General features: G+C 73.9%; 26 protein-coding genes. 13 read left to right on the plus strand and 13 right to left on the minus strand.

The genetic code is table 11. The features are described from left to right. Positions 1-85 precede the first annotated feature (85 nt). On the plus strand, positions 86-880 hold the full coding sequence (locus MTR79_RS26170) for a site-2 protease family protein (RefSeq protein ID WP_086701188.1): 795 nt from the start codon (positions 86-88) through the stop codon (positions 878-880). A 396-nt stretch (positions 881-1,276) separates the two neighbouring features. Here MTR79_RS26170 and MTR79_RS26175 read toward each other — a convergent pair whose 3' ends face one another. Together MTR79_RS26175 and npdG are read right to left on the minus strand one after the other, a co-directional pair. Then, positions 1,277-1,468, minus strand: coding sequence for a hypothetical protein (locus MTR79_RS26175; RefSeq protein ID WP_189365076.1), 192 nt, complete (start codon positions 1,466-1,468; stop codon positions 1,277-1,279). A gap of 53 nt (positions 1,469-1,521) precedes the next feature. Beyond that, the gene (gene npdG / locus MTR79_RS26180; RefSeq protein ID WP_086701191.1) at positions 1,522-2,238 is read right to left on the minus strand and encodes an NADPH-dependent F420 reductase; all 717 of its coding nucleotides are present in this window, start codon (positions 2,236-2,238) and stop codon (positions 1,522-1,524) included. Positions 2,239-2,391: 153 nt separating this feature from the next. On the opposite strand from npdG, the gene MTR79_RS26185 reads away from it, so the two are divergent. Then, entirely contained in the window at positions 2,392-2,994 is a 603-nt protein-coding gene (locus MTR79_RS26185) for a hypothetical protein (RefSeq protein ID WP_086701193.1), read from the plus strand. 20 nt (positions 2,995-3,014) lie between these two features. Here MTR79_RS26185 and MTR79_RS26190 read toward each other — a convergent pair whose 3' ends face one another. Then, positions 3,015-3,242, minus strand: coding sequence for a hypothetical protein (locus tag MTR79_RS26190; RefSeq protein WP_048456687.1), 228 nt, complete (start codon positions 3,240-3,242; stop codon positions 3,015-3,017). A 58-nt stretch (positions 3,243-3,300) separates the two neighbouring features. On the opposite strand from MTR79_RS26190, the gene map reads away from it, so the two are divergent. Next, entirely contained in the window at positions 3,301-4,158 is an 858-nt protein-coding gene (gene map / locus MTR79_RS26195; protein ID WP_048456686.1) for a type I methionyl aminopeptidase, read from the plus strand. A 174-nt stretch (positions 4,159-4,332) separates the two neighbouring features. Beyond that, positions 4,333-4,980: a biliverdin-producing heme oxygenase gene (locus MTR79_RS26200; protein ID WP_189365079.1), complete on the plus strand. Its 648-nt coding sequence runs from the start codon at positions 4,333-4,335 to the stop codon at positions 4,978-4,980. A 238-nt stretch (positions 4,981-5,218) separates the two neighbouring features. Here the strand turns inward: MTR79_RS26200 and MTR79_RS26205 are convergent, their stop codons facing one another. Beyond that, positions 5,219-5,908, minus strand: a complete 690-nt coding sequence (locus MTR79_RS26205; protein ID WP_086701195.1) for a PhzF family phenazine biosynthesis protein — start codon at positions 5,906-5,908, stop codon at positions 5,219-5,221. Positions 5,909-6,133: 225 nt separating this feature from the next. Here MTR79_RS26205 and MTR79_RS26210 point away from each other — a divergent pair, with 225 nt between their 5' ends. After that, positions 6,134-7,297 carry a serine hydrolase domain-containing protein gene (locus MTR79_RS26210; protein ID WP_244792081.1) on the plus strand — a complete coding sequence of 388 codons (1,164 nt, stop codon included), beginning with the start codon at positions 6,134-6,136 and terminating at the stop codon, positions 7,295-7,297. Positions 7,298-7,397: 100 nt separating this feature from the next. Here MTR79_RS26210 and MTR79_RS26215 read toward each other — a convergent pair whose 3' ends face one another. Next, on the minus strand, positions 7,398-8,909 hold the full coding sequence (locus MTR79_RS26215; RefSeq protein ID WP_244792082.1) for an HtaA domain-containing protein: 1,512 nt from the start codon (positions 8,907-8,909) through the stop codon (positions 7,398-7,400). 30 nt (positions 8,910-8,939) lie between these two features. Next, on the minus strand, positions 8,940-10,361 hold the full coding sequence (locus MTR79_RS26220) for an HtaA domain-containing protein (protein ID WP_244792083.1): 1,422 nt from the start codon (positions 10,359-10,361) through the stop codon (positions 8,940-8,942). Positions 10,362-10,432: 71 nt separating this feature from the next. Between MTR79_RS26220 and MTR79_RS26225 the strand changes: the two genes are divergently transcribed. The 4 genes from MTR79_RS26225 (at position 10,433) to MTR79_RS26240 (ending at position 14,751) form a co-directional block, all read left to right on the plus strand. Continuing rightward, a complete protein-coding gene (locus MTR79_RS26225; RefSeq protein WP_244792084.1) occupies positions 10,433-11,485 on the plus strand; it encodes a hemin ABC transporter substrate-binding protein in 1,053 nt (350 codons plus the stop codon). Between the two features lie 77 nt (positions 11,486-11,562). After that, positions 11,563-12,573, plus strand: coding sequence for an iron ABC transporter permease (locus MTR79_RS26230; RefSeq protein WP_189365159.1), 1,011 nt, complete (start codon positions 11,563-11,565; stop codon positions 12,571-12,573). 224 nt (positions 12,574-12,797) lie between these two features. Next, positions 12,798-13,622 (plus strand): heme ABC transporter ATP-binding protein, encoded by an 825-nt coding sequence (locus MTR79_RS26235; RefSeq protein ID WP_244792085.1) that lies wholly within the window; start codon positions 12,798-12,800, stop codon positions 13,620-13,622. 121 nt (positions 13,623-13,743) lie between these two features. Continuing rightward, a complete protein-coding gene (locus MTR79_RS26240) occupies positions 13,744-14,751 on the plus strand; it encodes a hypothetical protein (protein WP_189365085.1) in 1,008 nt (335 codons plus the stop codon). Between the two features lie 46 nt (positions 14,752-14,797). On the opposite strand, the gene MTR79_RS26245 is transcribed toward MTR79_RS26240, so the two are convergent. Continuing rightward, on the minus strand, positions 14,798-15,532 hold the full coding sequence (locus tag MTR79_RS26245; RefSeq protein WP_086705035.1) for a bifunctional DNA primase/polymerase: 735 nt from the start codon (positions 15,530-15,532) through the stop codon (positions 14,798-14,800). A gap of 215 nt (positions 15,533-15,747) precedes the next feature. On the opposite strand from MTR79_RS26245, the gene MTR79_RS26250 reads away from it, so the two are divergent. Next, the gene (locus MTR79_RS26250; protein WP_189365086.1) at positions 15,748-16,629 is read left to right on the plus strand and encodes a glycerophosphodiester phosphodiesterase family protein; all 882 of its coding nucleotides are present in this window, start codon (positions 15,748-15,750) and stop codon (positions 16,627-16,629) included. A gap of 9 nt (positions 16,630-16,638) precedes the next feature. Here the strand turns inward: MTR79_RS26250 and MTR79_RS26255 are convergent, their stop codons facing one another. Then, positions 16,639-17,259, minus strand: coding sequence for a TetR/AcrR family transcriptional regulator (locus tag MTR79_RS26255; protein ID WP_086705037.1), 621 nt, complete (start codon positions 17,257-17,259; stop codon positions 16,639-16,641). 139 nt (positions 17,260-17,398) lie between these two features. Here MTR79_RS26255 and MTR79_RS26260 point away from each other — a divergent pair, with 139 nt between their 5' ends. Beyond that, the gene (locus tag MTR79_RS26260; RefSeq protein ID WP_244792086.1) at positions 17,399-17,584 is read left to right on the plus strand and encodes a DUF6243 family protein; all 186 of its coding nucleotides are present in this window, start codon (positions 17,399-17,401) and stop codon (positions 17,582-17,584) included. Positions 17,585-17,591: 7 nt separating this feature from the next. On the opposite strand, the gene MTR79_RS26265 is transcribed toward MTR79_RS26260, so the two are convergent. The 4 genes from MTR79_RS26265 to MTR79_RS26280 form a co-directional block, all read right to left on the minus strand. Then, positions 17,592-18,593, minus strand: coding sequence for a small ribosomal subunit Rsm22 family protein (locus tag MTR79_RS26265; protein ID WP_244792087.1), 1,002 nt, complete (start codon positions 18,591-18,593; stop codon positions 17,592-17,594). Between the two features lie 190 nt (positions 18,594-18,783). Continuing rightward, the gene (locus MTR79_RS26270) at positions 18,784-19,188 is read right to left on the minus strand and encodes a DUF2550 family protein (RefSeq protein ID WP_244792088.1); all 405 of its coding nucleotides are present in this window, start codon (positions 19,186-19,188) and stop codon (positions 18,784-18,786) included. 142 nt (positions 19,189-19,330) lie between these two features. Beyond that, positions 19,331-20,500 carry a serine hydrolase domain-containing protein gene (locus MTR79_RS26275; protein ID WP_244792089.1) on the minus strand — a complete coding sequence of 390 codons (1,170 nt, stop codon included), beginning with the start codon at positions 20,498-20,500 and terminating at the stop codon, positions 19,331-19,333. Beyond that, entirely contained in the window at positions 20,461-21,801 is a 1,341-nt protein-coding gene (locus tag MTR79_RS26280; RefSeq protein ID WP_086698747.1) for a multidrug effflux MFS transporter, read from the minus strand. The genes MTR79_RS26275 and MTR79_RS26280 overlap by 40 nt, the downstream gene beginning before the upstream one ends. Positions 21,802-21,940: 139 nt before the next feature. Here MTR79_RS26280 and MTR79_RS26285 point away from each other — a divergent pair, with 139 nt between their 5' ends. Beyond that, positions 21,941-22,966, plus strand: coding sequence for a Gfo/Idh/MocA family oxidoreductase (locus MTR79_RS26285; protein ID WP_244792090.1), 1,026 nt, complete (start codon positions 21,941-21,943; stop codon positions 22,964-22,966). Here the strand turns inward: MTR79_RS26285 and MTR79_RS26290 are convergent. Continuing rightward, entirely contained in the window at positions 22,953-24,611 is a 1,659-nt protein-coding gene (locus tag MTR79_RS26290) for an alkaline phosphatase D family protein (RefSeq protein ID WP_156703072.1), read from the minus strand. The genes MTR79_RS26285 and MTR79_RS26290 overlap by 14 nt on opposite strands. 137 nt (positions 24,612-24,748) lie before the next feature. Here MTR79_RS26290 and MTR79_RS26295 point away from each other — a divergent pair, with 137 nt between their 5' ends. Continuing rightward, entirely contained in the window at positions 24,749-25,534 is a 786-nt protein-coding gene (locus MTR79_RS26295; protein WP_244792091.1) for an SDR family oxidoreductase, read from the plus strand. The last annotated feature ends 81 nt before the right edge of the window (positions 25,535-25,615 follow it).

The raw sequence follows: 25,615 nt of genomic DNA on the forward strand, positions 1-25,615 counted from the left end.
GGGCGGCCGCGCGAAGCGTTTTCCCGGCGTGCCGGGTCCGGGTACGGTCGGGCAGGCCCGCGCGTTCCTCAGTCCTGGGAGTCACATGACCACCACCGCCACCCGTCCCGGCGACCGGAGGGTCAGTCCCGTCTTCCTGGGCATCCTGGCCGTCTCGGGGGTCACCGGCTGGGCCACCTGGACGGGGTTCGCGGCCGTGCCGGGGCTCGCGGTGTTCCTCTTCGTGACGTCCGCGTGGATCGTCTCCCTGTGCCTGCACGAGTACGCGCACGCGCGCACCGCCCTGCACGGCGGGGACATCTCGGTCGGCGCGAAGGGTTATCTCACGCTGAACCCGATGAAGTACACGCACGCGCTGCTGAGCATCGTGCTGCCCGTGCTGTTCGTGATCATGGGCGGGATCGGCCTGCCGGGCGGGGCGGTGTTCATCGAGCGCGGCCGCATCCGGGGGCGGTGGCGGCACAGCCTGATCTCGGCGGCGGGGCCGCTGACGAATGTGCTGTTCGCGGTGATCTGCACGGCGCCGTTCTGGCTGGGCGCGCTGGACGGCGTGCCGCCCGCCTTCCGGTTCGCGCTGGCGTTCCTCGCGTTGCTGCAGGTCACGGCGGCGATCCTGAACTTCCTGCCGGTGCCGGGGCTGGACGGCTACGGCGTGATCGAGCCGTGGCTCTCCCACGGCGTCCGCCGCCAGGTCGAGCCGTTCGCCCCGTTCGGGCTGCTGTTCGTGTTCGCCCTGCTGTGGGTGCCGTCCGTGAACCGCGTCTTCTTCGACATGGTCGACGGGGTGCTGGGCTTCTTGTGCATCGAGGAGATCGACACGTACTGCGGCTTCGACCTGTTCCGCTTCTGGCGGGGCACGGACGAGTACTGCGGAGTCTGAGGGCGCGGCACCCCTGCATCCCCCTGTGGGGCGACACCCCGCCGCCGCTGCGGGCAGTCGCGCCGGGCGCAGCCCCACCACCACCGCCGCTGCGGGCAGTCGTGCCGTATGGGCGGCACGGGTGGGCGCAGCGGCACCCACCACCGGGGGCCAGGTGACCTACGGGTGCGTGCGTGCAGGATCCGGTGCTGCAAAGGGCACCCGCGTCCCGCTCACCGCGGTGGGCACGCTCGAGCCGCTGCCGGGCTGAGGCCGCTGCGCCCACCCGTGCCGCCCCAGCGGCACGACTGCCCGCAGCTTGGCGGCTGCCCGCCGCAGCCCGTTGCAGGGCGCGGGGCCCGCCGGCCAGGCGCCGGGCGTCCCACCGGGCCCTGGAGGGGGTCAGCCCCTGCCGAGTCAGTTCGTGGCCGGGGTGTCAGGGCCGGCGGCCCGGGCCCGGCGGATGTAGTACCAGGTCATGTTCGACGACAGGCCCGCCAGCAGGACCCACACGACGCCGATCAGCACGCTGCCCTCCACGAAGGAGACGACGGCCGCGGCGACGGCGAGGAGGCACACGACGAGGGCGTAGACGGCGAGGCGGGGCATGGCGGGGGCTCCTGTCGGGGGACACTGCTTCCGCTCCAGTGTCCCCCATCGCCTCATACGTCCGTGACGCGGAGCCCGGCGTGCGCCTTGTAGCGGCGGTTGACCGAGATCAGGTTGGCGACCAGCGACTCCACCTGGTGGGCGTTGCGCAGCCGCCCGGCGAAGATGCCCCGCATGCCGGGGATGCGCCCGGCCAGCGCCTGGACGATCTCCACATCGGCGCGGACCTCGCCGAGGACCATGACGTCGGTGTCGATCTCGTCGATCTCCGGGTCCTGGAGCAGCACCGCCGACAGGTGGTGGAACGCGGCGGTGACCCGCGAGTCCGGCAGCAGCGCGGCGGCCTGCTGGGCGGCGCTGCCCTCCTCCGGCTTCAGCGCGTAGGCGCCCTGCTTGTCGAAGCCGAGCGGGTTGACGCAGTCCACGACGAGCTTGCCGGCCAGTTCCTCGCGGAGGGACTCGAGGGTCTTGCCGTGACCGTCCCACGGCACGGCGACGATGACGATGTCGCTGCGCCGCGCGGTCTCGGCGTTGTCGGCGCCCTCGACGCCGTGCCCGAGCTCCTCGGCCGCGGCCTGCGCCCGCTCGGCCGCGCGGGAGCCGATGATCACCTTCTGGCCGGCCTTGGCGAGCCGGTAGGCGAGGCCCTTGCCCTGCGGTCCGGTGCCGCCGAGCACGCCGACGACGAGGCCGGAGACGTCGGGCAGGTCCCAGGGGTCCTTGGCGGGGGCCTTCTTCGGGGGCTGCTGTGCGCTGTCGGTAGAGGTCATGGCCCGACTCTACGGCCGCGCACGCCTCCGCACCGGCCGGGCGTGAGGCCTGTCACGCGACGCCCGCGGGCGTCCGCCCGGTGTCCCCGGGTCGGGCGAACCCTCCCCGAACACGGGGACGCGGGCGTGCCGTTGGGGGCAGGATGCGGCGGCATGGATGCCGTACGGGTCGCGCTGCTGAGGGAAGTGCTCGCGGGGACGGAGTGGCTGGGGGCGACCCGGCACTTCGCGGGGACGCTGCGCGGGTCGGTGGTGTCGCACGGCGGAGGGCTGCTGCTGGTGGGCACGCCGGAGTACGAGCCGTGGCACCTGGCGGCGCATCTGGTGGACGAGGCGGCCTGGTCGGGCACCCCGGAGCTGGCGCCGACGCTGGTGCGGCACGACGCGCGCCCCACGGACCCGGCGCACCTGGCGGTGGGCCTCGGCCGGCTGGAGGCGGCGCGGCGGGGCGAGACGCTGCTGGTGGTGGCGCCCGGCGATCCGCCCGCGGCGCTGCTGGAGCGGGCGTCGGACGCCCGCCGCGCCGGGGCGACGCTGCTGTCGCTGGGTCCGGAGGCGGGCGAGCTGCCGGCGCTGGCGCACGAGGTGCTGCCCGTCCCGGACGGCTCCGAGCTGGACCTGGACACCGTGCAGCACCTGGTCAGCGCGGCGGCCGGGGAGAACGCGCTGCCCGCCCGCCGGGGCCGCCGCCGTTTCCGGGACCGGCTGTCCCGGCTGGCCGACCTGCTCACCGCCCCGCCGCCGACCCGCTGGTGACGCGCCGGTGACGCGGCGGTTCAGTCCTCGTCGCGGCCCTTCGGCGCGTCGTGCCATGCGGGGTCGTTCTCCCATTGGAGGTTGCGTTCGCGGGCGGTCTCCATCGCGTGCTCCGCCTCTGCGCGGCTCGCGTACGGACCGAAGCGGTCCTTGGCGGGGCACTCGGGCCCTTCCTCGACCTTCTTGTGCTCCAGGCAGTAGTACCACTCGCCGGGTTTGCCGGCCGTGCGCTTCTTGAACAGGGGCATGTCGGCTCCTCTCGCCACGGAAGATGGTCCCCCGTCGCGGCTGAATTAGACTCGCGGCATGTCTGGCCAGTCACTCCTCGTACCGGGGAAGCTCTCCCCCACCCGCTCCGTGCCCGGGAACATCCGCCGTCCCGAGTACGTCGGCAAGCCCGCGCCGACCCCGTACACCGGGCCGGAGGTGCAGACGCCCGAGACGATCGAGGCGATGCGGCTCGCGGGCCGGATCGCGGCCCGCGCGATGGAGGAGGCCGCGAAGCTCATCGCGCCGGGCGTGACGACGGACGAGCTGGACAAGGTGGCGCACGAGTACATGTGCGACCACGGCGCCTACCCGTCGACGCTCGGCTACCGGGGCTTCCCCAAGTCGCTGTGCTCCAGCGTCAACGAGGTCATCTGCCACGGCATCCCGGACTCGACGGTGCTGCGCGACGGCGACATCGTCAACCTGGACGTGACCGCGTACATCGGCGGGGTGCACGGGGACAACAACGCCACGTACCTGGTCGGCGAGGTGGACGAGGAGAGCCGCCTGCTGGTGGAGCGGACCCGCGAGGCGCTGAACCGCGCGATCAAGGCGGTGAAGCCGGGCCGCCAGATCAACATCATCGGCCGGGTGATCGAGTCGTACGCGAAGCGGTTCGGCTACGGGGTGGTGCGTGACTTCACCGGTCACGGCATCAACTCGTCGTTCCACTCGGGCCTGATCGTCCCCCACTACGACAGCCCGCACGCGACGACGGTGATGCAGCCGGGGATGACCTTCACCATCGAGCCGATGCTGACGCTGGGCACCCACGAGTACGACATGTGGGACGACGGCTGGACGGTCGTGACGAAGGACCGCAGGCGCACGGCGCAGTTCGAGCACACGCTGGTGGTCACGGACACCGGGGCGGACATCCTGACCCTGCCGTGACGTCCGGCGCGTCCGCGCCACGCCTTCGAGGGCCCGCCTCCTCCGGGAGCGCGGGCCCTCCGCTTTCCTTCCTCGTGCCTCACGCCGTGTGCCCGGCGCATGGGCGGGGGAAGTTCCCGACAGGCCGTCGGCAAGGCATTGACTTAGGTAAGGCTAACCATAGAAGATCGGACCATGGACTCCTTCTCGACCCTGATCCGTACCGCCTCCCACGAGCAGCACATGGAGGCGGAGACCTCGACCTTCATGACCGATCTGCTGGGCGGACGGCTGGGCGTGGACGCCTACGCGCGCTACACCGAGCAGCTGTGGTTCGTGTACGAGGCACTGGAGTCCCGCGCGCAGTACCTGGCGTCGGACCGGGTGACGGGCCCGTTCGTCCGCCCCGAGCTGTTCCGGCTCGCCGCCCTGGAGCGGGACCTCGAGCATCTGCGCGGCCCGGACTGGCGCTCGACCCTGACCGCCCTGCCCGCGACGCGGGTCTACGCGGACCGGGTGGCGGCCGTGGCCCGCGCGTGGCCGGCGGGGTACGTCGCGCACCACTACACCCGTTACCTGGGCGACCTCTCGGGCGGTCAGATCATCCGCGACAAGGCGGAGCGGACCTGGGGATTCACGAAGAAGGGCGACGGGGTCCGCTTCTACGTCTTCGAAGGGATCACCAATCCGGCCGCGTTCAAGCGGGAGTACCGCGCGCTGCTGGACGGGCTGGCGGTGGACGACCTGGAGAAGCAGCGCGTCGTGGCCGAGTGCAAGCGGGCGTTCTCGCTGAACTCGGACGTGTTCCGCGCACTGGGCGAGGAGTTCCCGCTGTCGGCGTGAGCCGGCCTTCGGCACGCCCGCGGCGCTGATCGCGGCTTCGTTCCGCTCGCCGCAGGCGGCCGCTTCTCGCGCGACAGGCGGCGGCCGGTGTGGCGCTGGCCGCCGTCGCGCGGGCTGCTCACCGGTGAGCCCGGGCCTCCACCTCACCGTTCACGGCGGCCAGATCGCCCGCGAGGGTGTCCGTGTCGGGCGAACGCCGGGCGGCGCCCCGGACGGCGCCGCCCGTCCGTCGTGCCGGTCAGCGCTCCAGGCGGACCCGGCCACCGACCTCCGTCCATCCCTCCGGCTGCGGCGCGGTGAGGATCTGCGAGCCGGCGCCCTGGGTGATGTTCAGGGCGCGGCCCAGCCGGTCGGTGAGCAGCAGCGCCGCGGCGCCGGTCGCCTCGTCCTCGTCGATGCCCCCGGCGCAGGCGCCGGCCCCACCGGAGCGGCTGTCGCCGCGCCCCTCCGTGCGGCCGGGGAAGGCGCGGGCGCGGATCCGTCCGGCCGGCTCGTCCAGCCAGGCCCAGGCGTAGATCCACTCGCCCTTCGGCGGCACGGGCAGCTCGTCCACCTCGGCGGCGGTGGCGTACTGCCGCAGGGTGCGCGGCGGCACCCACTCCGCGCGTGCCTCGATCCAGCAGAACTCCCCGTCCTGCCGGGCGCCCACGACCCCGGCGGGCGTGACGAGTTCGGGCACGTCGAGCAGCCAGGCGGCGCCGACACAGGGGTGGCCCGCGAAGGGCAGGCGGGTGGTGGGGGTGTAGATGTCGATCACCCCGCGCTCGGGGTCGTCGACGAACACGGTCTCGCTGAAGCCGAGTTCGGCGGCGAACTCCTGGCGCTCGTCCGGTCCGGGCAGAACCGAGCCGTCCCGGACGACGCCCAGTTCGTTGCCGTATCCGCCGCGTGGGCCGCAGAAGACACGCAGCACGTCGTAAGCAGTCACGGGGGCATTGAAGCACCGTCCGCGGCCCCCGGCCGCCCATGGGCCCGGGCACCCGCCCGTCTCGGGGCCACGGCCCCGGGAAGTCCCCTACAGGACAGGCCGGTCGGTGAGGGACGCGTCAGGGGCGGGCCTCGTCACCGCGTACGATCCCGGCGCCTCACTTGATCACCAGGATGGTTCCGTCCGCAGCACGTACGCACATACCGCCGCGATCGGAGATCCTCCATGACCGCACGCACCACCGCCCGCGCCCGCGCCACGGCCGTGTCCGCCCTGCTGGGCTCGTCCCTGCTGCTCGTCCCCCTCGCCGGGACGGCCGCCGCGCACCCCGCTGCCGCCCCTCACCCCGCCGCCTCCGCGCCCCGCGCCGGCGGGTTCGACGCGACCGCGCTGGAGCGGGCGCTCGCCGAGGTCCCCGACGGGGACGTCTCCGCGGCGCTGATCCGGGTCGGTGGCAAGGGCAGTTGGTCGGGAAGCGCGGGCGTCCGGGACCTGCGCACGGGGGCGCCCGCACTGCCGCACGCCCGCTTCCGGGCCGGCTCCACGACCAAGGTGGTCACCGCGGCGGTCGTGCTCCAGCTCGTCGCGGAGAGGCGCGTCGACCTCGACGCGCCCGTCGGCCGCTATCTGCCGGACCTGCTCCCGCCGTCCTTCACCGAGCCCCCGACCGTGCGTCACCTGCTCACCTACACCAGCGGACTGCGCCCCGGCGCGAGCCTCGGCTCGACGACCGAGGAGATGTACGCGCACCGGTTCGAGACGCTCACCCCTCAGGAGGTGGTGGGCGCGTCCGTCGCCCAGGGCCCGGCGCACGACCCCGGCGAGCGGCAGGAGTACGGGAACATCCACTACACCGTGCTCGGCATGCTCATCGAGGCGGTGACCGGAGACAGCTACGAACACCAGGCGGCCGTACGGGTCTTCCGCCCTCTCGGCATGCGGCACACCGGCTTCCCCGGCGGCCCCGACCCCCGCATCCACGGCCCGCACCACCGCGCGTACGCCGACATCGGCGGCCGGACCACCGACGTCACCGAGTGGAACATGTCCGACCGCTGGGCGGCAGGCGACATGATCTCCACCACCGCCGACCTGGAGCGCCTGGTGTTCGGCGTGTTCGGCGGCAAGGTCGTCCCGCGGTCGCTGCTGGACCAGATGCTCACCGTGCCGGACGTCGACGGCGCGACCTACGGGATGGCACTCCAGCGGTTCGTGATCGACGGCCGGGAGATCTGGGGCAAGACCGGCTCCCGCCCCGGCTACCACACGGTGCTGGGCGCCACCCGGGACCTGTCCCGCACGGTCGTCCACTCGGTCAACGCCAAGAGCGCCCGCGAGGACGGCTTCCCGCTCGTACAGCGCTTCGCCCTGCCGGCCTTCGCGAGCTAGGCGGACGCACGGGGAGGGCGCCTCCGGGGGCGAGGGGCGCCCTTCCGTCGCGTGGCGACGCGTTTCGGTGGAGGGGGACGGTGTGCGTCGTCCCCGTGACTCACCCTGCCGTCGCGCGCATCCGGCGGAGGGCGAGGACGACGCCCGCCCCGGCGGCCACGGCCGCGCCGGCCGCCGCGCCGAGGGCGCCGACCGGGATGTCGGACCCGGTGCTGGCAAGGCTGCCGCCCAGGTCGCCGCCGACGGTCGAGCCGACACCGCCGGTGGTGGAGCCGGAACCGTCCGGGCCGCCGTCCGTACCGGTGCCGCTGCCGCCGGTGCCGTTGCCGTCCGTGCCGGCGGGCAGTTCCGCGCCCTCGGTGAGGGACACCGCCAGGCTCACCGGGTCGAGTTCGGCGCCGGCGGCGTAGAACCCGCCGAAGGCCTTGGCTCCGGCCTCGGTGAGGGTGGCGGTCACCTTGTCGAGGGTGATGACGTCGTCCTTCGCGGTGAGCGTGGGCGACGGGGAGGACAGGTCGGCGAGGACGACGTCCTGGGTGGTCTCGTCGTGGTCGGCGACGTCGGCGGAGAGCGTGCCCTTGCCCTTTGTGAGATTCACCCGCAGGTCGCCGAGGGTGAGGTCGAGGCTGTGGGCGCCGTCGTGCTCGTGGCCCTTGAAGGTGACCGCTCCCTCGAAGCCGGCCTTGAGGGTGCCGGCCTCCGTGTCGTACGTGCCGGTGGCGTCGGAGAAGGTGAACGCGCCGTTGCCGGAGGCCTGGGTGGCGCCCTCCGAGGCGGTGATCGTGCCCTTGGCCACGGGGCCCGTGACGTAGGTGCGGAAGGACTGCTTCACGCCCCAGTCGAGGGTGCCGTCGGCTATCTCGCCCTGGGTGGCGGGCGCGGTGGACTGCGAGGCGGTGACGCTCGGAGTGGGCGTCGGGGGCTGCGTGGTGGGCGTGGGGGAACCGGTCGGGACGGCCGTCGGGGTGGCCGGACCGGTGGGCTCGGGCTCGGCGGTCGGGGAGGCCGGCGGGGTGGTGGCGGGCTCGGTGGTGGACGGCTCGGGCTCCGGCTCCGGGTCGGCCTTCTTCACGATGCTCAGCGGGTCGCCCTCCGCGCCCGCGTAACTGGCGCTGCCGAAGACCTCGCCGGCCTCCTTGGTGAGGGTGGTGGCCATGTCGGTCATCGCGCGGGTGACCGTGACGGTGGCGAGCGGGACGTCGTCCTCGGTTGTGCCGTTCCGCTCGACGTCGGCGGTGATCTCACCCTTGCCGCTGTCGAACCTCAGGTCGGACAGACTGAGTTCGAAGCCATGCTTCTCCGACTTGACGTGCAGCTCGCCCCGGAAGCCGAGCGACATCACGTGGGTGGTGGAGTCGTAGGCGCCCGTGCCGCCGGTGAAGGTGAAGGCGCCGTTGTTCTCGGCCTGGCTCGCGCCGGCGCCGGGCGTGAAGGTGCCCTGCGCGAAGGTGGTGACGTAGGTGCGGTAGCTCGCCTTGATGCCCCAGGTCAGTTCGTAGCCGTCGAGGGGCACTGCGGCGGCGGAGGCGGAGGGTGCGGCGGTCGCGCCGAGGGCGGCCGCGGTGGCCACCGCGGCGGCGAGGGCGAGGGAGCGGCGTCGTCTTGCGGACATGACGGGATGTCTCCTTGGAGGTGAAGGGGATCAGTGGTTCCGCGGGGTGTCCGCGGCGTCCGTGCCTGCGCGGCGCGTGCGGACGAGGAGCGCGGCGGCGCCGGCGAGCACCAGCAGGGATCCGGCCGCGAGGGAGAGGGGAAGAGCGGGGGACGTGCCGTCGTCGTCGGGCCCTGTGGCCTGCGCGGCCGGCTCGGGCGAGGCGACGGAGGGGGACGGGGACGCCGTCGGGGTGGCGGTCGGGGCGCTGCCCAGGTCGGGCAGGGCGGGGAGCGCGGCGGTGTCGGTGAGGGCGACGGCCAGGGTGACCGGGTCCATCGCGGTGCCCGCCGGGTACATCCCGCCGAAGGCTTCGGCGCCCCGGGCGGTGAGCTTCGCGGAGGCCTCGGTGACGGTGGCGAGGCCGTTCCTCGTCTTGAGGTTCTCCGCGGTGAAGGTGACCAACGGGACCTTGCGGCCGGTGTGGTCCGGTGTCGTGACGTCGGCGTAGAGGGTGCCCTCGCCGTCCTCGACGGTGACGCGGACGGCGGTCATGCGCAGGTCGAGGCCGTGGTCGCCGGTGAAGCGGACGGCGCCTCGGAAGGTGGCGGTGAGGTCGCCGTCGTCGAACGTGCCCCGGCCGCCGGGGAAGCGGAAGAAGGCGCCGCCGTCGAGGGCGCCGGAGGTGAGGGCCCAACTGCCGCGGGCGATGTCGCCGGTGACGTACTCGCGGAAGGTGCGGCGGACGCCCCAGTCGACGGCTCCGTCGACGAGCGCCGTGCTCTTCACGGCCTTCCGCGTCTTCTCGGGCTGCGGGCTCTTGGCCGCGGGGCTCTTGGTCGCCTCGCCCCGCGGCTGCCGGACGTCGGCGGAGAGGCTGACCGGGTCGAGGGCGGTACCGGCCGTGTAGTAGCCGGCGAAGGAGGTGGCGCCCTGGGCGGTGAGGGTGGCGGGCAGGTTGTTCAGGACCACGGAGGTGCCGCCGCCGCGCATGTCGATGCCGCTGAGGGAGAGGGAGGCGAAGGGCACCTGACGGGCCGTCGTGATCGCCCCGGTGTCCTTCGCCTTGCTGGTGACGTCCACGTAGAGGGTGCCGGAGCCGCCGGACACGGACACGGTGGGACTGCTGAGGGTGAGGTCGAGCTGGTACGCACCGCTGTCGGTGCGGTGCCCCGTGAAGCGCACCCCGCCGGAGAAGGCGGCGCGGAAGGCGCCCGTCTCGCCGTCGTACGTCCCGGTGGCCGAGTGGAAGCGGAATCCGCTGCCGCCGACCGTGGCCGCGCCGCCGGTGAGGGCGTAACCGCCCTGGGCGACTGGGCCGGTGACGTAGCGCTGGAACGACGTCTTGATGCCCCAGTCGAGCCTGCCGCCCTGGACGGTACGAGCCTCGGCGTGCGCAGTGGCGGCCGGGACGAGCGCGCCTACGACGGCCGCGCAGAGCACGGCGACCAGGACGCGAAGACGCGTGGGCATGGCAAGTCCTCCGGAGGCGGGGGCCTATAGCGAACGAAGGTAAGGCTAACCTAAGCTACGCCTGGGTCGACATGCACCCACAGCCGGAAGGAACGGACGGAACCGTGCGACGCTTGCGCACAGAACTGGCGGGAGCACTGCTGTCCGTGCTCGCCCTCTCCCTCACCACGACCGCGTGCGGAGGCTCCTCCGACGCCGCCTCCCCCTCCCCCGTCGCCTCATCCACGAGGACGGCGGACCGCGTCGAACCCCTGGACTCCACCCCGCAGCCGCGGCTCCCGGTGACCGTCCGCTCCGCCGACGGCCGGGAGGTGACGGTCGAGCAGGCGGAGCGCATCGTCCCGCTGTCCGGCAGCCTCAGCGAGATCGTGTTCACCCTCGGCCTCGGCGACCGGGTCGTCGCCCGTGACGTCACCGCCACCTTCGAGCAGGCGGCCGCCCTGCCGGTCGTCACCCGGGGCCACGACGTCTCCGCCGAAGGGGTGTTGTCCCTGCGCCCCGACCTCGTCGTCGCCGAATCCACCACCGGCCCCGAAGAGGCCATGGACCAGATCCGTGCGGCCGGCGTGCCCGTCCTCGTCGTCGAGGGTGCGACCGGGCTCGACGACGTCGGCCCGCGCATCGAGGCCGTCGCCCAGGCGCTCGGTGTGCCGTCCGCGGGCGAGGAGCTGACCCGGCGTACGGAGGAACGCGTCGCCGCCGTCGCGGAGTCCGTACCGGCGGAGAAGGACAAGCCGCGGGTCGCCTTCCTGTACCTGCGCGGCTCCGCCTCCGTGTACCTCATCGGCGGCAAGGGCTCCGGCGCCACCTCGCTGATCGAGGCGGCCGGTGCGGTCGACGCGGGCGCCGAGTCGGGCCTCGAGAAGGACTTCACCGCCCTCACCAGCGAGGCATTGGTCAAGGCGGCCCCCGACGCGCTGCTCGTGATGTCGAAGGGGCTGGAGTCGGTCGGCGGCGTCGACGGGCTGGTGGAGATCCCCGGCATCGCGCAGACCCCCGCCGGGATGGACCGGCGGATCGTCTCCGTCGAGGACGGCGTGCTGCTCAACTACGGCCCACGCACCGACCAGGTGCTCTCCTCCGTCATGGAGCAGCTCTACGGCGGCGAGGGCGGTGCCCGGTGAGCGTCCTGACCAGGACACCTTCCGGCACGGAACCACGGGAGGCCGCCCCGCCCGCCCGGCGCCGCCGCGTCCCCTGGCTGCTGACGGCGGGTCTGGTCGCCGCCCTCGTCGTGCTGGTGCCCGTGGCGGCCCGCACCGGCGCCTATCCCGTGCCCGTCGGGGACGTGGTCGCCTCCGTGCAGCACCGGTTGGGCCTGGGCGGCACGGAGCTCGACCGGGTCGCCGAGTCCGTGCTGTGGAACGTGCGTTTCCCGCGGATCGTGCTCGCCCTGCTGGTGGGGGCGTCACTGGGGTGCGCGGGCGCGCTGATGCAGGGCGTGTTCGGCAACCCGCTCGCCGAACCCGGCGTCATCGGCGTCTCCTCCGGCGCGGCGGTCGGCGCGGTGGCCGCCATCGCGCTGGGGCTGAACTTCGCCGGCAACTGGACCGTCTCGATCCTGGCGTTCGTCGCCGGACTCGTCACGGTGCTGCTCGTCTACGCGATGTCCCGTTCGGGCGGGCGCACCGAGGTGGTGACGCTGATCCTCACCGGTATCGCGGTGAACGCCTTCGCGGGCGCGCTGATCGGGCTGTTCCTGTTCTTCGCGGACGCCGCCGCCGTCAACCAGATCACCTTCTGGCAGCTCGGCTCACTGTCCCAGGCGACCTGGCCGAAGGTACTGGCGGTGCTGCCGTGCGCGGTGCTCGGGCTGGGCGTCGCGCCCCTGTACGCCCGCCGCCTGGACCTGCTGGCGCTGGGCGAGCGGCCCGCCCGCCACCTGGGCGTGGACGTGGAGCGGCTGCGGATCGTGCTGGTGCTGGTGATCGCGCTGCTGACCGCGGCCGCGGTGAGCGTGTCCGGCATCATCGGCTTCGTCGGGCTGGTCGTGCCGCACCTGCTGCGGATGGCGGCCGGGCCCGGACACCGGTTCCTGCTGCCGGGCAGCGCGCTGCTGGGCGCGCTGGTGCTGCTGGCGGCGGACCTGACGGCCCGTACGGTCGCCTCGCCGGCGGAGCTGCCCCTGGGGGTGCTGACGGCGCTGCTCGGCAGCCCTTTCTTCTTCTGGCTGCTGCGGAGGACCCGGCGGCGGCACGGGGGCTGGGCGTGAGGTCGTGTCCCGTCTGCGGCGGGAGCGGGGGCTGGTCGCGCAGTTCCCCGCGCCTCTGAGGGGGTCTGCCGTGCCGTTCGTCCAAGAGCCCCGGCCTCCGGTCCCGCGCCGCGCGTCGTCCGCGGGCCGGTGAGGGCTGGTCTCGCGGTTCCCCGCGCCCCCTGGGTTGCTCGCCCAGCCGTTCGTCCGTCAGTCCCCCTTGTTCCGATCCGGAAGGTCCTTCCGTGCGACTGCTCCGCCCCCGTCCCGCTCCCCCGCTCCCCGCCTCCCCCGGCGACACCCTCGCCGAGGCCGAAGCCCTCCACGTCCGCCTCGACGGCACCCGGGACGTCCTCCACGGCGTGAACGTCGCCGTCCGCGCGGGCGAAGTGCTCGCGCTGGTCGGGCCCAACGGGGCCGGCAAGTCCACCCTGCTCGGCGCCCTCGCCGCCGACCTCGCGCCTGCGTACGGGGTCGTACGGATCCACGGGCGCCCTGTGTCGGACTGGTCCGCCCCCGAACTCGCCCTGCGCCGCGCGGTGTTGCCGCAGGCGTCCGCACTGAGCTTTCCCTTCTCGGTGGAGGAGGTCGTACGGATGGGACGGGCGCCCTGGGCCGCGCTCGGCCCGGAGGACGACGACGCGGCCGTCGCCGAGGCGATGGCCGCGACCGAGGTGACCGCGTTCGCGGGACGTCCGTTCTCCGCGCTGAGCGGCGGCGAACGCGCGCGGGTGACGCTCGCCCGGGTGCTCGCCCAGCGCGCGCCGCTGCTGATGCTCGACGAGCCGACGGCCGCACTCGACCTGCGCCACCAGGAGCTGGTGCTCCGGCTGTGCCGGGAGCGGGCGCGGGCCGGGGACGCGGTGGTGGTGGTCCTCCACGACCTCGGCCTCGCCGCGGCCTACGCCCACCGGGTGGCGGTCCTGCGCGCGGGCCGCGTCGCGGCGGACGGCCCCCCGGAGGAGATCTTCACCGAGCCCCTCCTGTCGGAGGTCTACGACCAGCCGGTCGAGGTACTCCCGCATCCGCGGACGGGGGCGGTGCTGGTGCTGCCCGTGCGGGAGGAGTGAGGATCGGCGTGCCGTCAGGCGGTCCAGGTCACGGTGTGGCCGCTGTGACCGGTCCCCGCGTCCGGCGGTGCGGGCGTCCCGGTAGGGTTCGCCTCCGGGAAGGGGAAGGTGAAGCAACCGGATGAGCAGGGATCTCGGTCTTCGTAGGCTCCACGGACTCCGCGGGCCCCGCGGGCCTCGCCGTACCGCGCTGGCCGCGGTCTCCGTGACCGCGCTGTCGCTGACGGCGAGCGGCTGTGTGGTGGTGCACGGCGAGCGCGAGGTGCTCCCGGCGACGACCCGCGCCGAAGCCGCCGAGGCGCTCAAGGAGTTCACGGCCGCGTACAACGCCGCCGACAAGGCGTACGACTCCTCCCTGGACGCCGACCGCACCACCGGCGCGCTCGCCGACATCGACGGGGCCCGGCTGAAGGCGGGCAAGGTCAACAACCCGGACGGCAACCCGAGTCACGCGCCGCTGGAGCTGACCGACGCGAAGTTCACCATCCCCGCCAAGGCGGGCTGGCCGCGCTGGTTCCTCGCCGACACCGCCGCCAACAAGGGCGGTGACGTCCGCTGGCTGCTGGTGTTCACCCGCGACGCGCTGGACGACCCGTGGGAGGTGGCGTACCTGACGCTGGTCTCCCCGGACGACGTGCCGGAGTTCAAGACGGACAAGGACGGCTGGGCCGAGACCGTCCCGGCGAACTCCACCGATGTCGCGGTCGCACCGGGCGAGTTGAGCCAGAAGTACGCCACGTACCTGAAGGACGGCGGGGCCGGTTTCGCGGAGGGCCCGCACACCACGGGGTGGCGGGACACCCGTAAGCAGAAGTCGGTGCGGCCGGGTCTGGCCACGCAGTACATCGACGAGCCGCTGGTGAACGGCGACTACGCGCCGCTCGCGCTGCGCACGGCGGACGGCGGGGCGCTGGTGTTCTTCACGACACGGCACTTCGAGAAGCAGACGGCGGCGGCCGGGGCGACGGTGCCGACGCCGAACGAGGACGTGCTGGCGCTGACCAGCGGGGAGATACGTCAGTCGCTGACGATGGAGTTCGTCTCGAACGAGGTGGCGCTGGACCCGGCGGACGGGCCGGTGGAGGTGCTGGGGCGGATCCAGGGGCTGACGTCCGCGAAGGGCGAGTAGCGGCGGGCGGACGGCGTGGGGGGACCGGCGTGACGGTCGGCGGCGTTCAGTGGCGCAGGGGCCAGGCGGCGCCGGTGGGGTCGGGCCGGACGTCCGCGTACCGGGCGCAGGCGTCCGTGAGGTACTCCAGCAGGCTCAGCGGGTCGGGCAGCGGATGCTCGGGGCCGCGTACCCAGCGGACCGACGGGTCGTCGTCGCCGGGGAGGCGGGCGGGCGGGACCAGGACGTAGGAGCCCCGGCAGTGCCAGCGCAGTCCGGGATGCTCGTCCATGGTCTCCGGATGGCAGTCCAGCTCGCAGGGCCACCACTCGTCCTCGTCCTCGGGGGTGCCCCGGGTGAGGGTGAAGAACAGCAGGCGGCCGTCGTCGCTCTCGGCGACCGGGCCGACCTCGACCCCGGCCTCCAGCAGACGGTCCAGGGCCTCGCGGCCCGCGTCGAGGGGGACGTCGAGGACGTCGTGCACCATGCCCGTGGCGGTGATGAAGTTGGCCTGCGGCTGGTGGCGGGCCCAGCGCTCGATCTGGGCGTGGTCGGTGGTCGACTGGGTCTGCCAGGCGAAGGACACCGGGTGCCGGGCGGGGGTGGGACAGCCCACGCGGTCGCAGGAACAGCGGTAGCCGGCGGGGTGCGCGGCGGGCGCGAGGGGCAGTCCCGCTTCGGCGGCGGCGAGCAGCAGGGCCTCACGGCCGCCGTCACCGGCGGCCTGCTTCGGGCGGCGTCCTCGCAGCCACTGGGAGAGTTTGCCCTGCCGGCCGCTCCGGCCGCCGAACTCCGCGCTCATCTATCCCCTCGCCTCGCCGTCGTGCGCTCCAGCATGCCCTATGGTCCCACGATCGTGCGCATCGGGGGCCCGGAGCGTGTAATCACCGCAGGTCGGGCGAGGGTGACGGCACCGGGCGCAAGCTGACCGGTGGGGCGAACAGGACATCCGCCGGGAGGCCGCGGACCGGGTGTCGATGCGCGGTCCGCCCTGATGAGCCCGCCTACCGTGGCGCCATGATCACGTGGATCGCGTCGTCGGCGCCTGCCGCCCTGGTGTCCGTGGTGTCCCTCGCCGCGCTGACGCTCACGGGGCACGGCGGCCCGCCCCCGCTGGAATGGGGCGACGGCCCGCTGACGGTGGACTCGCTGCCCCGTGTGACGTACGCGGCGCATCGCGGCGGGGCGCGCGAGGTGCCGGAGAACAGCATGTCGGGGCTGATGGCGGCGTACCGGCGCGGTACGGCGCAGGTGCTGGACTTCGACACCCGGGTGCTGCGGGACGGCACGCCGGTGGTCTTCCACGACGTGACCCTGAACCGTACGACCTTCCTGGGCGGGGAGGTGCGGAAGCTGGACGCGGAGGAGTGGAAGGGGGTGCGGCTGCGCCCGCGCGACCGGCTGCCGGGGAGCTGGCGGTCGGAGCGGCCTCCGACGGTCGAGGAGGTGCTGGACCGGCTGGGCGGGCGGATCCTGCTGATGCTGGAGCTGAAGGACCCGGCCGGGCTCGAGCGGGTGGCCGGGATGATCCGGGCGCGGGGGCTGACCCGGTCGGTGTTCGTCAACACCAACCACCCCCGGGTGGCGGAGCGGGTGCACCGCGCGGGGCTGCTGACCCAGCTGTGGCGCTCGGCCGAGCAGATGCGCACCGACCGGCCGGAGCGGTGGCGTTCCTTCGTCGACCTGCTGGACGTCGACATCCGCGCGCGGGACGGGGATGTGACGCGGGCCGTCCGGTCGGGGATCCCTCGGGTGTGGGCGCACACCGTCGTGACCCCGGCCCAGCGCGACCGCGCCCTGGCGCTCGGCTGCGACGGCGTCCTCACGGACGCGCCGGGGCGGCTGGCGCGGCACCGGACGCGGGTGCCGGGGGCGGTCAGCTCGGTGACGGGGCGGTGAGGGCCGGCGTCAGCGGGGGGCGAGGCCGTGCAGGGCGTAGTCGACGAGGGTGTCGGTGTACTCGTAGGTGATCGGGCCGGTGTACTGGAGCCAGCGCTGGGCCAGCGGCGAGACGAAGAGTTCCAGGGCGATGCGCGGGTCGATGTCGGGGCGGACCTCCCCGGTCTCCTGCGCGGCGCGCAGCCGGTCGACGTACAGCTGGAGCTGGGGTTCCAGGAGCTGGGCGACGAAGCGGCGGCCGAGTTCCTCGTTGACGACGCCCTCGGCGGCCAGGGCGCGGGAGGGCGCCTCGAAGGCGGGGTCGCCCAGCTCGTCGACCGTGGCGCGCAGGACGTTCTTGAGGTCGGCGGCGAGGTCACCGGTGTCCGGGATGGTGTACGGCTTCTGTCCGGCGGCCTCGGCGGCCTGGTCGCTCAGGTCGAGGAACGCCTCGAGCAGCACGTCCGCCTTCGACGGCCACCAGCGGTAGATCGTCTGCTTGCCGACGCCGGCGCGGGAGGCGATTCCCTCGATGGTGGTCTTCGGGTACCCCACCTCGGCGACGAGGGCGAGGGCGGCGTCGTAGATGGCACGACGGGAGCGCTCGCTGCGGCGCGACGTGTCGGGGGCGGACGACGGGTTCTGGGCCATGGCCCGAATTTACCAGGTTGACAAGACGCCGCGTCTCGCCGGACGCTGGTACGACCGGAAAGCGAGACGAGCCGTCTCGTTTCGTTGTTGTTGTCTGTCGGCCGCCCGTCGTGCGGCGACTGTCGGAAGGGAGCCCGTCATGGCTCGAGGCGGAAACATGCTGGGGGTCGGCGGCGCCCGGCAGCACCTGGGCCGCAAGGCCCTGCGCGGCGGGGGCCCGGCCGGCCGCATCGGCGGCGGCACGGACCCCCGGGCCCAGAAGCGCGCGCTGCTGCGCAAGCTCCAGAAACGGCGCGACGAGGGGCAGGAGACGGAGCAGGGATGACGGCGCGTCAGTCCTGCGCGGACCGCGGCGGCCAGGGGTCGCCCCAGTCCGTGTCGCGGGCGGCGCGGTAGAGGGCGCCGTGGCGCTTGGTGACCGTGGTGCGGTTCAGGGCCGGGTCCGTCTCGCAGAGGTCGAGGAGGACCTGGCCCTTGCGGATCTGGGGCTTGCGGACGACGCGGGCGGGGGCCGGGGTGACCGGCAGCCGGGTCGCGGCGACGTAGCTGAACTTCTCGTCCTCGTAGGCGAGGGTGCCGCCCTTGATCTGGCGGTGGAGCGAGGAGCGGCTGACCCGTGCGGAGAAGTGGCACCAGTCGGTGCCGGGCACGATCGGGCAGGACGCGCTGTGCGGGCAGGGTGCGGCCACGTGGAAGCCGGCGGCGACCAGGCGGTCGCGGGCCTCGATCATGCGGGCGTAACCGTCGGGGGTGCCGGGCTCCACGATCACCACGGCCCGCGCGGCGCCGGCGGCCGCGTCGACGAGCGCGGCGCGGTCGGCGGCGGTGAGTTCGTTGAGCACGTAGGAGACGGTGACGAGGTCGGCCGGCTCCAGGGTGAGCGTGGATCCGATCCGGGCGCGCTCCCAGCGGGCGCCGCGCAGGGCGGGGTGGCCGGCGGCCAGTTCACGGCCGAGGTCGAGCGCGGGCGCGGCCCAGTCCAGCACGGTCACCGGACGCTGGCCGTCCCAGGTCGCGCTCACCGCCCACGCCGCCGCGCCGGTCCCGCCGCCCACGTCGACGTGACTCCCGGGCGCCCACCCGGGGACGGCGTCGGCGAAGGCCAGCAGCGCCGCGTGCACCGCCTCGAAGGTGGCGGGCATCCGGTACGCGGCGTACGCGGCCACGTCGGCGCGGTCGCGCAGGATGGGGGCGTCGGTGGGGGTGGCGCCCCGGTAGTGCCCGATCAGCCGCTCGACGGCCTGACCGGCCTGCCGCGCGGGAATCCCGTCCAGCAGCCCACTGAGGGCGGCACGCAGGGAGTCGGCGGCGGGGAGGGAGGCGGGGGCGTTCACCCGGAGATTCTACGGCCCCCTCCGGGGGCCTCTGTTCCACGCGGCACCGCGGGGCGCGGGGCCCCGGACCATTCGTCCGTGCGGGGCGACGAAGAGCGCGTCAGCTCCCTGCCGGCGCCGCACGATGCCCCGACTCCCCCACCCTCGGCCCACGAGAGCACCCGGCCCGCATCGTCGGTGCCCGGCGTCCTCATTCCGTCGCGGTCCGCTCCAGGGCGAGGAGCAGGTGCCCCAGGTCGTGCGGCATCACGGCGATCTCGACGGCGCCCACCGAGGAGTCGCACGCGACGATCGTGCACCCGGGATTCATCCTCAGCCCTTCCCGCCACGTGGGCGCACGCGTGCCGACCTGCCGCAACGCGGTCGGTGCAGGTACCTCCGCCCCGGCCCGGGTTCGCGGCTTCCAGGCGACCGTGGCCGGTCCCACCGCCATCCGTCCCCGCAGCCACCGCCGCTCACGGGCGGGGTGCCGCAGCATGCACGGCACCTCGATCGTCCCGCCCCTCGCAGCCCGCTCGTCGCGTCGCCGTACCGTACGGCTCAGCGCGAGCACCGTCAGCGCGCCGGCCGCGATGGCGCACACGCTTGTGATCACCGCGGCATTCAAGCAGTCCGCGCCCGGGGCGCCCACCCCTTGGTGACGGTCCGTGGGCGGGGCCCCGCGTGCTCACCGCGTGCGGGGCGTCGAGAACGCGCGGGCGTGACGCCGCCGCCGGGCCACCCCGAGGCGGGCCCTCTCATCTCCCCCGTACCGCCCGTGCCACCCGCGTCGCCGCCTCCGCTCGCGGGGTGCTGTCGGGTGGGGTGGGGCGGCGGGGGTGGACCGTGTTGGCGAGGAGGACGACGAAGGTGTCCGTGGCGCGGTCGAGGACCAGGGACGTGCCGGTGAAGCCGGAGTGGCCCGCCGCGCCGTGGCCTGCCAGGGCGCCCATGAAGTACGGCTGGTCGACGGCGAAGCCGAGGCCCGGGGGGCGGAGCATCAGGTCCACGTGGTCCGGGCCGAGGACGCGGGCCGGACCGTACGAACCGCCCGCCAGCAGGGCGCGGCAGAGGACCGCCAGGTCCCCCGCCGTGGAGAAGAGGCCGGCGTGACCGGCGACCCCGCCCAGCGCCCAGGCGTTCTCGTCGTGCACCTCGCCCCGCAGCATCCCCCGGTCCGCCTTGGCCCAGGGACGCCGCTGGTCCTCGGTCGCCGCCGCCGACGGGCACGGTCCGAAGCCGGTCGCGTCCATGCCGAGCGGCCGGGTGATGCCCTCGCGCACCAGGACGTCGAGGGCGCGGCCGGTGAGCCGCTCCAGGACGTGCTGGAGCAGCAGCATGTTGAGGTCGGAGTAGCGGTACGTGCCAGGCGCGGCGACCGGCCGTTCCGCGCGCAGCAGCGCCAGCCGTTCCGCGTCGTCGGCGCAGTCGTACAGGGGGAGTTCGGGGCGGAGCCCGGAGGTGTGGGTGAGCAGGTGGCGCACGGTGATGCCGTGCCGTACGGCCGCCGTGAAGTCCGGCAGGTACGTGCCGACGCGCGCGTCGAGTCCCAGCGTGCCCCGCTCGATCTGCTGCACCGCGGCCACCGCCGTGAACAGCTTGGTGACGGAGGCGAGGTCGAAGGGGGTGTCCACGGTCGTCGGCACCCGCTGCTCCGGCGGGAGTTCCACCGGCGCGTCCGCCTGCTCGTCGTAGCGGGCGTAGCGCACCGCCCAGCCCGCCGCCTCCTCCACCGCGACCACCGGACCGCGTCCGGCGACGACCACCGCGCCCGCGGCCCAGGGGCGGCTCCCCTCGGTGCGGGCGCGGACCTCCTGGACCAGACGCCGCAGTTCCGCGGCGTCCAGCCCGGCGCGTTCCGGGGTGCCCCGGCGCAGTCGCGGGGTGCTCAGACGCCCCCGCCCTTCGTGCTCGTCGCGGTCTTCCACGGGCGGCACATTCCCAGGAAGCAGGCCGTCGCCACCAGGGCGGAGGCCAGCTGGACGACGGCCATCGGGACGGCGGTGTCCTCGCCGGCGATGCCGACCAGCGGGGAGGCGATCGCGCCGATGAGGAAGGACGTCGTGCCGAGCAGGGCGGAGGCGGAGCCGGCCGCGTGCCGGGCCCGCATCAGCGGGAGCGTCTGGGTGTTGGGCATGACGACGCCCATGGACGACATCAGCACGAAGAGCGCCACGGCGACCGGCACCAGGCCCGTCTCACCGAACACACCCAGCGACATCAGCAGCAGCGCGGTGGCGGCGGCGATCACGACGGCTAGTCCCGCGCCCAGCGCCTTGTCCAGCCGGACCCGCCCGACCAGGATCTTCCCGTTGACCTGACCCATGATCATCAGGCCGATCGAGTTGAGCCCGAACAGCAGGCTGAAGGTCTGCGGGGAGGCGCCGTAGATCTCCTGCATGACGAACGGGGAGGCCGCGACGTACGAGAAGAGGGAGGCGAAGGCGAAGCCGCCGGCGAGCATGTAGCCGGTGAAGACCCGGTCGGCGAGCAGCCGGCGCATCGGCGCGAGGGCCTCGCGGACGTTGCCGCCGTGCCGGTCGGCGGGAGCCAGCGTCTCGGGCAGCTTCGTCCACACGAGCGCCGTCAGCAGCACGCCGAGGATCGCGAGGACGACGAAGACGCCCCGCCAGTCCGTGAACCGCAGCACCTGACCGCCGATCAGCGGCGCCAGGATCGGCGCCATGCCGGAGATCAGCATGAGAGTCGAGAAGAAGCGGGCCAGGGCGACGCCGTCGTAGAGGTCACGGGCGACCGCCCGCGCGATGACGATGCCGGCCGCGCCCGCGAGGCCTTGCGCCAGCCGGCAGGCGACGAGGAGTTCGACGGTCGGCGCGAAGGCGCACAGCGCGGTGGCCACGACGTAGATGACGAGACCCACGAGCAGCGGCCGGCGCCGGCCGTAGCGGTCGCTCATCGGACCGACCACGAGCTGCCCGAGCGCCATGCCGGCCAGACAGGCGGTGAGGGTGAGCTGGACGGTCGCGGCGGGCGCGCTCAGCGACCGGGTGACCTCCGGCAGGGCCGGGAGGTACATGTCCATCGCCAGCGGCGTCACGGCGGTCAGGCCGCCGAGGATGAAGGTGACCAGCAGACCGGCTTGCGACGCCCCGCCGGTGCGCCGTCCCGGCGGGGCCGCCGCCGCGCCCGGAGGGGCCACTGCGCCCGCCCCCGCGCCCGCCGTCCCGTTATGGGTCGATTTCGATATGGACGCCCCACCCTCGGGCATGTGCCCCTCCCTTTTCACGCCGTCAGCTCCCTATGCTCTCAGCTCGTACGGAGTGCTCGGCGTCGACGACGATGTCATGGGAGCGCTTCCATCGGCCATCGTCGACGATACGGCGAACGACACGATCAGGGTGGGACGGATGACAGAGCAGAAGGTGCGCTGGGGGATCCTGGCGACCGGCGGCATGGCCGCGACGTTCACGGCGGACCTGGTGGACATGCCCGACGCCGAGGTCGTCGCTGTGGCGTCCCGCTCGGTGGAGTCCGCGAAGACCTTCGCCGACCGGTTCGGCATACCGCGCGCCTACGGCGACTGGGAGGCGCTCGCGGCGGACGACGGCCTCGACGTCGTGTACGTCGCCACCCCGCACTCCGCGCACCGCGCGGCCGCCGGGATGATGCTGGAGGCCGGACAGCACGTGCTGTGCGAGAAGCCGTTCACGCTGAACACGCGCGAGGCCGCCGAGCTGGTCGCGCTGGCGCGGGACGGCGGACGCTTCCTGATGGAGGCCATGTGGATGTACTGCCACCCCATGGTGCGCCGCCTCAAGGCGCTGGTCGCCGACGGCGCGATCGGCGAAGTGCGGCACGTCCAGGCGGACTTCGGTCTCGCGGGCCCGTTCCCTGCCACGCACCGGCTGCGTGACCCCGCGCTCGGCGGCGGCGCGCTGCTGGACCTCGGGGTGTACCCGGTGTCGTTCGCCCATCTGCTGCTCGGCGAGCCGTCGGACGTCGTCGCGCGGGCGACGCTCTCCGAGGAGGGCGTCGACCTCCAGACGGGGGCGCTGCTCTCCTGGGAGAACGGCGCCCTCGCCTCGGTGCACTGCTCCATCGTCGGCGGTACGGCCACCTCCGCGTCGGTCACCGGGTCCGAGGGACGCATCGACATCCCGAACGGCTTCTTCTTCCCGGAGCGGTTCGTGCTGCACCGGGACGGCCGGGACGCCGAGGAGTTCGTGGCCGACCCGGCCGACGGCCCGCGGGCCAGCCTCAAGCACGAGGCGGCGGAGGTGATGCGGGCGCTGCGGGCCGGTGAGACGGAGTCGCCGGTGGTCCCGCTGGACGGCACCCTCGCCGTGATGCGGACGCTCGACGCGATCCGGGACCGCGTCGGCGTCCGCTACCCGGACGAGGAGGCGCACGGCGCGGCGGTCATGCCGGCTTGAGCCCCGGGTCCCCCGCCTCGGTGACGAAGGAGGCGGCGGTGGTGAGCGGCGCGCCCTGCGTGGTGACGTGGGAGACCGTCTTGAAGTCGGCGCGCGCCCGCTCCCGGCCGAGGGTGACGGTCGTGTAGCCGCGCAGGCCGCTGTAGAACCGCATGTGCGGGTTGGCGGCGGTCAGGTTGTCCCAGTTGGCGGGCTTCTCCGACCCGTTGCCGCCGCTGGTGACGGACGTGGTGACGATCTCGGTGCCCACGGTCTTCGAGCCGGGGTCGGCGAAGTCCCGCTTGATGTCGAAGCCGTAGTGGACGTGCACGTCGCCGGTGAGGACCATCAGGTTCTCGACGCCGGCGGCCTGCGCGCCGGCCAGGACGCGCTCGCGGGAGGCCGGGTAGCCGTCCCAGGAGTCCATGGAGACCTTGGCGGGCGGGGTGGGCGTGTCGAGCCGCTGGGAGAAGGTGACCTGCTGCGGCACGACGTTCCACACCGCGTCGGAGCGCCGCCAGCCGTCGAGCAGCCAGCGCTCCTGGGCGGCGCCGGTGAGGGTGCGCGAGGGGTTCTCGGACTCGGGGCCCGGGTACTGCCACCCGTCGCCGTAAGCCTGGTTGGAGCGGTACTGCCGGGTGTCGAGCACGTCGAACTGGGCGAGGCGGCCCCAGTGCAGCCGGCGGTACAGCTTCAGGTCGGGCCCCTCGGGGCGCTGCGGCCGGCGCAGCGGCATGTTCTCCCAGTAGGCGCGGTAGGCGGAGGCCCGGCGCAGCAGGAACTCCTCCGGCGGGACGCTGTTCTCGGGGGTGTCGTCGGCGTAGTTGTTCTCGGTCTCGTGGTCGTCCCAGGTGACGACGAAGGGGTGCGCGGCGTGCGCGGCCCTGAGGTCGGGGTCGGACTTGTAGAGGGCGTACCGCAGCCGGTAGTCCTCCAGCGTGACGGTCTCCCGGTTGAACAGGCCGGAGGGCAGGGTGCCGGCCGGGTAGGCGCGGGCGCCGGCGACGTCGTTCACGGCGTACTCGTAGAGGTAGTCGCCGAGGTGGAAGACGACGTCGAGGTCCTCCTGGGCGAGGTGCCGGTAGGCGGTGTAGTAGCCCTGGTCGTAGCGCTGGCAGGAGACGACGCCGAAGGTGAGCCCGGCGGCGCGGCTGCGCGGGGCGGGCGCGGTGCGGGTGCGGCCGACGGGGCTGACGAAGCGGCCGGCGCGGAAGCGGTAGTGGTAGACGCGGCCGGGGGCGAGCCCGCCCACCTCGACGTGCACGGTGTGGTGGAACTCCGGGTGGGCGTCGGCCTTGCCGCGTCTGACGACACTGCGGAAGCGGGCGTCCAGGGCGATCTCCCACTCGACGGTGACGCGGCGGGCGGGCAGCCCGCCGTCGGCCTGGTACGGGACGGGCGCGAGGCGGGTCCACAGCAGCACCGAGTCGGGGTACGGGTCACCGGAGGCGACGCCGAGGGTGAAGGGGTCGTCGGTGAGCCGCGCGGTGTCCAGTTCGGCGGCGGCCGCGGTGCCCGCGCCGGGCACGCCGACGGCGAAGGCGAGCGCGGCGGCGGCGCCGGTGGCGGTCAGGAAGCGGCGGCGGCCGATGTGGCGGGCGACGGCGCGGAGTTCGGGGGCGTGGGACGAGCGGGCGGCGTGGGGCGCCGTGAGGTCCTGCGTCATGGGTCCTCCCCTGGCGGGCGAGTGGGTGCGGGAGGAATTGCAGTGGCCGGGGACGACGCACCGTTGACGCGTACACAGCATCCGGATGACGGTCGTATGAGGTCCGCATGGCGAACCCTCCCGTACGCTGCGGGCCCATGAACGCCAAGGAAACGGACGGACGGGACGGGCGGACCGGGGTCGCGGTGGTCACCGGGGCGGGCTCCGGCATCGGACGCGCGGTGACCCGTGAACTGCTGCGCGGGGGCTGGTCGGTGGTGCTGGCCGGGCGCAGGGAGGAGACGCTGGAGGAGACGGCGGGGGCGGCCGGTGCGGGGTGCGGGGAGGCACTGGCCGTCCCGACGGACGTGTCACGACCGGGAGACGTGGAGGCGCTGTTCGCGGCCGCGGTCGACCGCTTCGGGCGGCTGGACCTGCTGTTCAACAACGCAGGTACGTCGGGACCCGGCGGGGTGCCGGTGGAGGAGCTGCCGTACGAGGCGTGGCGGCACGTGGTGGACACCAACCTCAACGGGGCGTTCCTGTGCGCGCAGGCGGCGTACCGGCAGATGAAGGGGCAGACCCCGCAGGGCGGCCGGATCATCAACAACGGCTCGGTGTCGGCGCACGTCCCGCGCCCCCGGTCGGTCGCCTACACGGCCACGAAGCACGCGTTGACGGGCCTGACCAAGTCGCTGGCGCTGGACGGGCGTCCGTACCGGATCGCGGTGGGCCAGATCGACATCGGCAACGCGGCGACGGAGATGACGGAGCGCATGCGGACGGGAGTGCCGCAGGCGAACGGGGAGATCGCGCCGGAGCCGGTGATGGACGTCGCGGATGTGGCACGCACGGTGCGGCACATGGCGGAGCTGCCGCTGGAGGCGAATGTGCAGTTCGCGACGGTGCTGGCGACGGGGATGCCGTACGTGGGGCGGGGCTGAGGCGTTCCGCGGCGTCGGCGCGGCATTCGGCGCGCCACGATCCCCACAATCGGAATTAGCACATCCGCGCCATTGCGGCCG

It is taken from the genome of Streptomyces sp. BJ20, from assembly GCF_022869105.1.
GTDB lineage: Bacteria > Actinomycetota > Actinomycetes > Streptomycetales > Streptomycetaceae > Streptomyces > Streptomyces griseoincarnatus.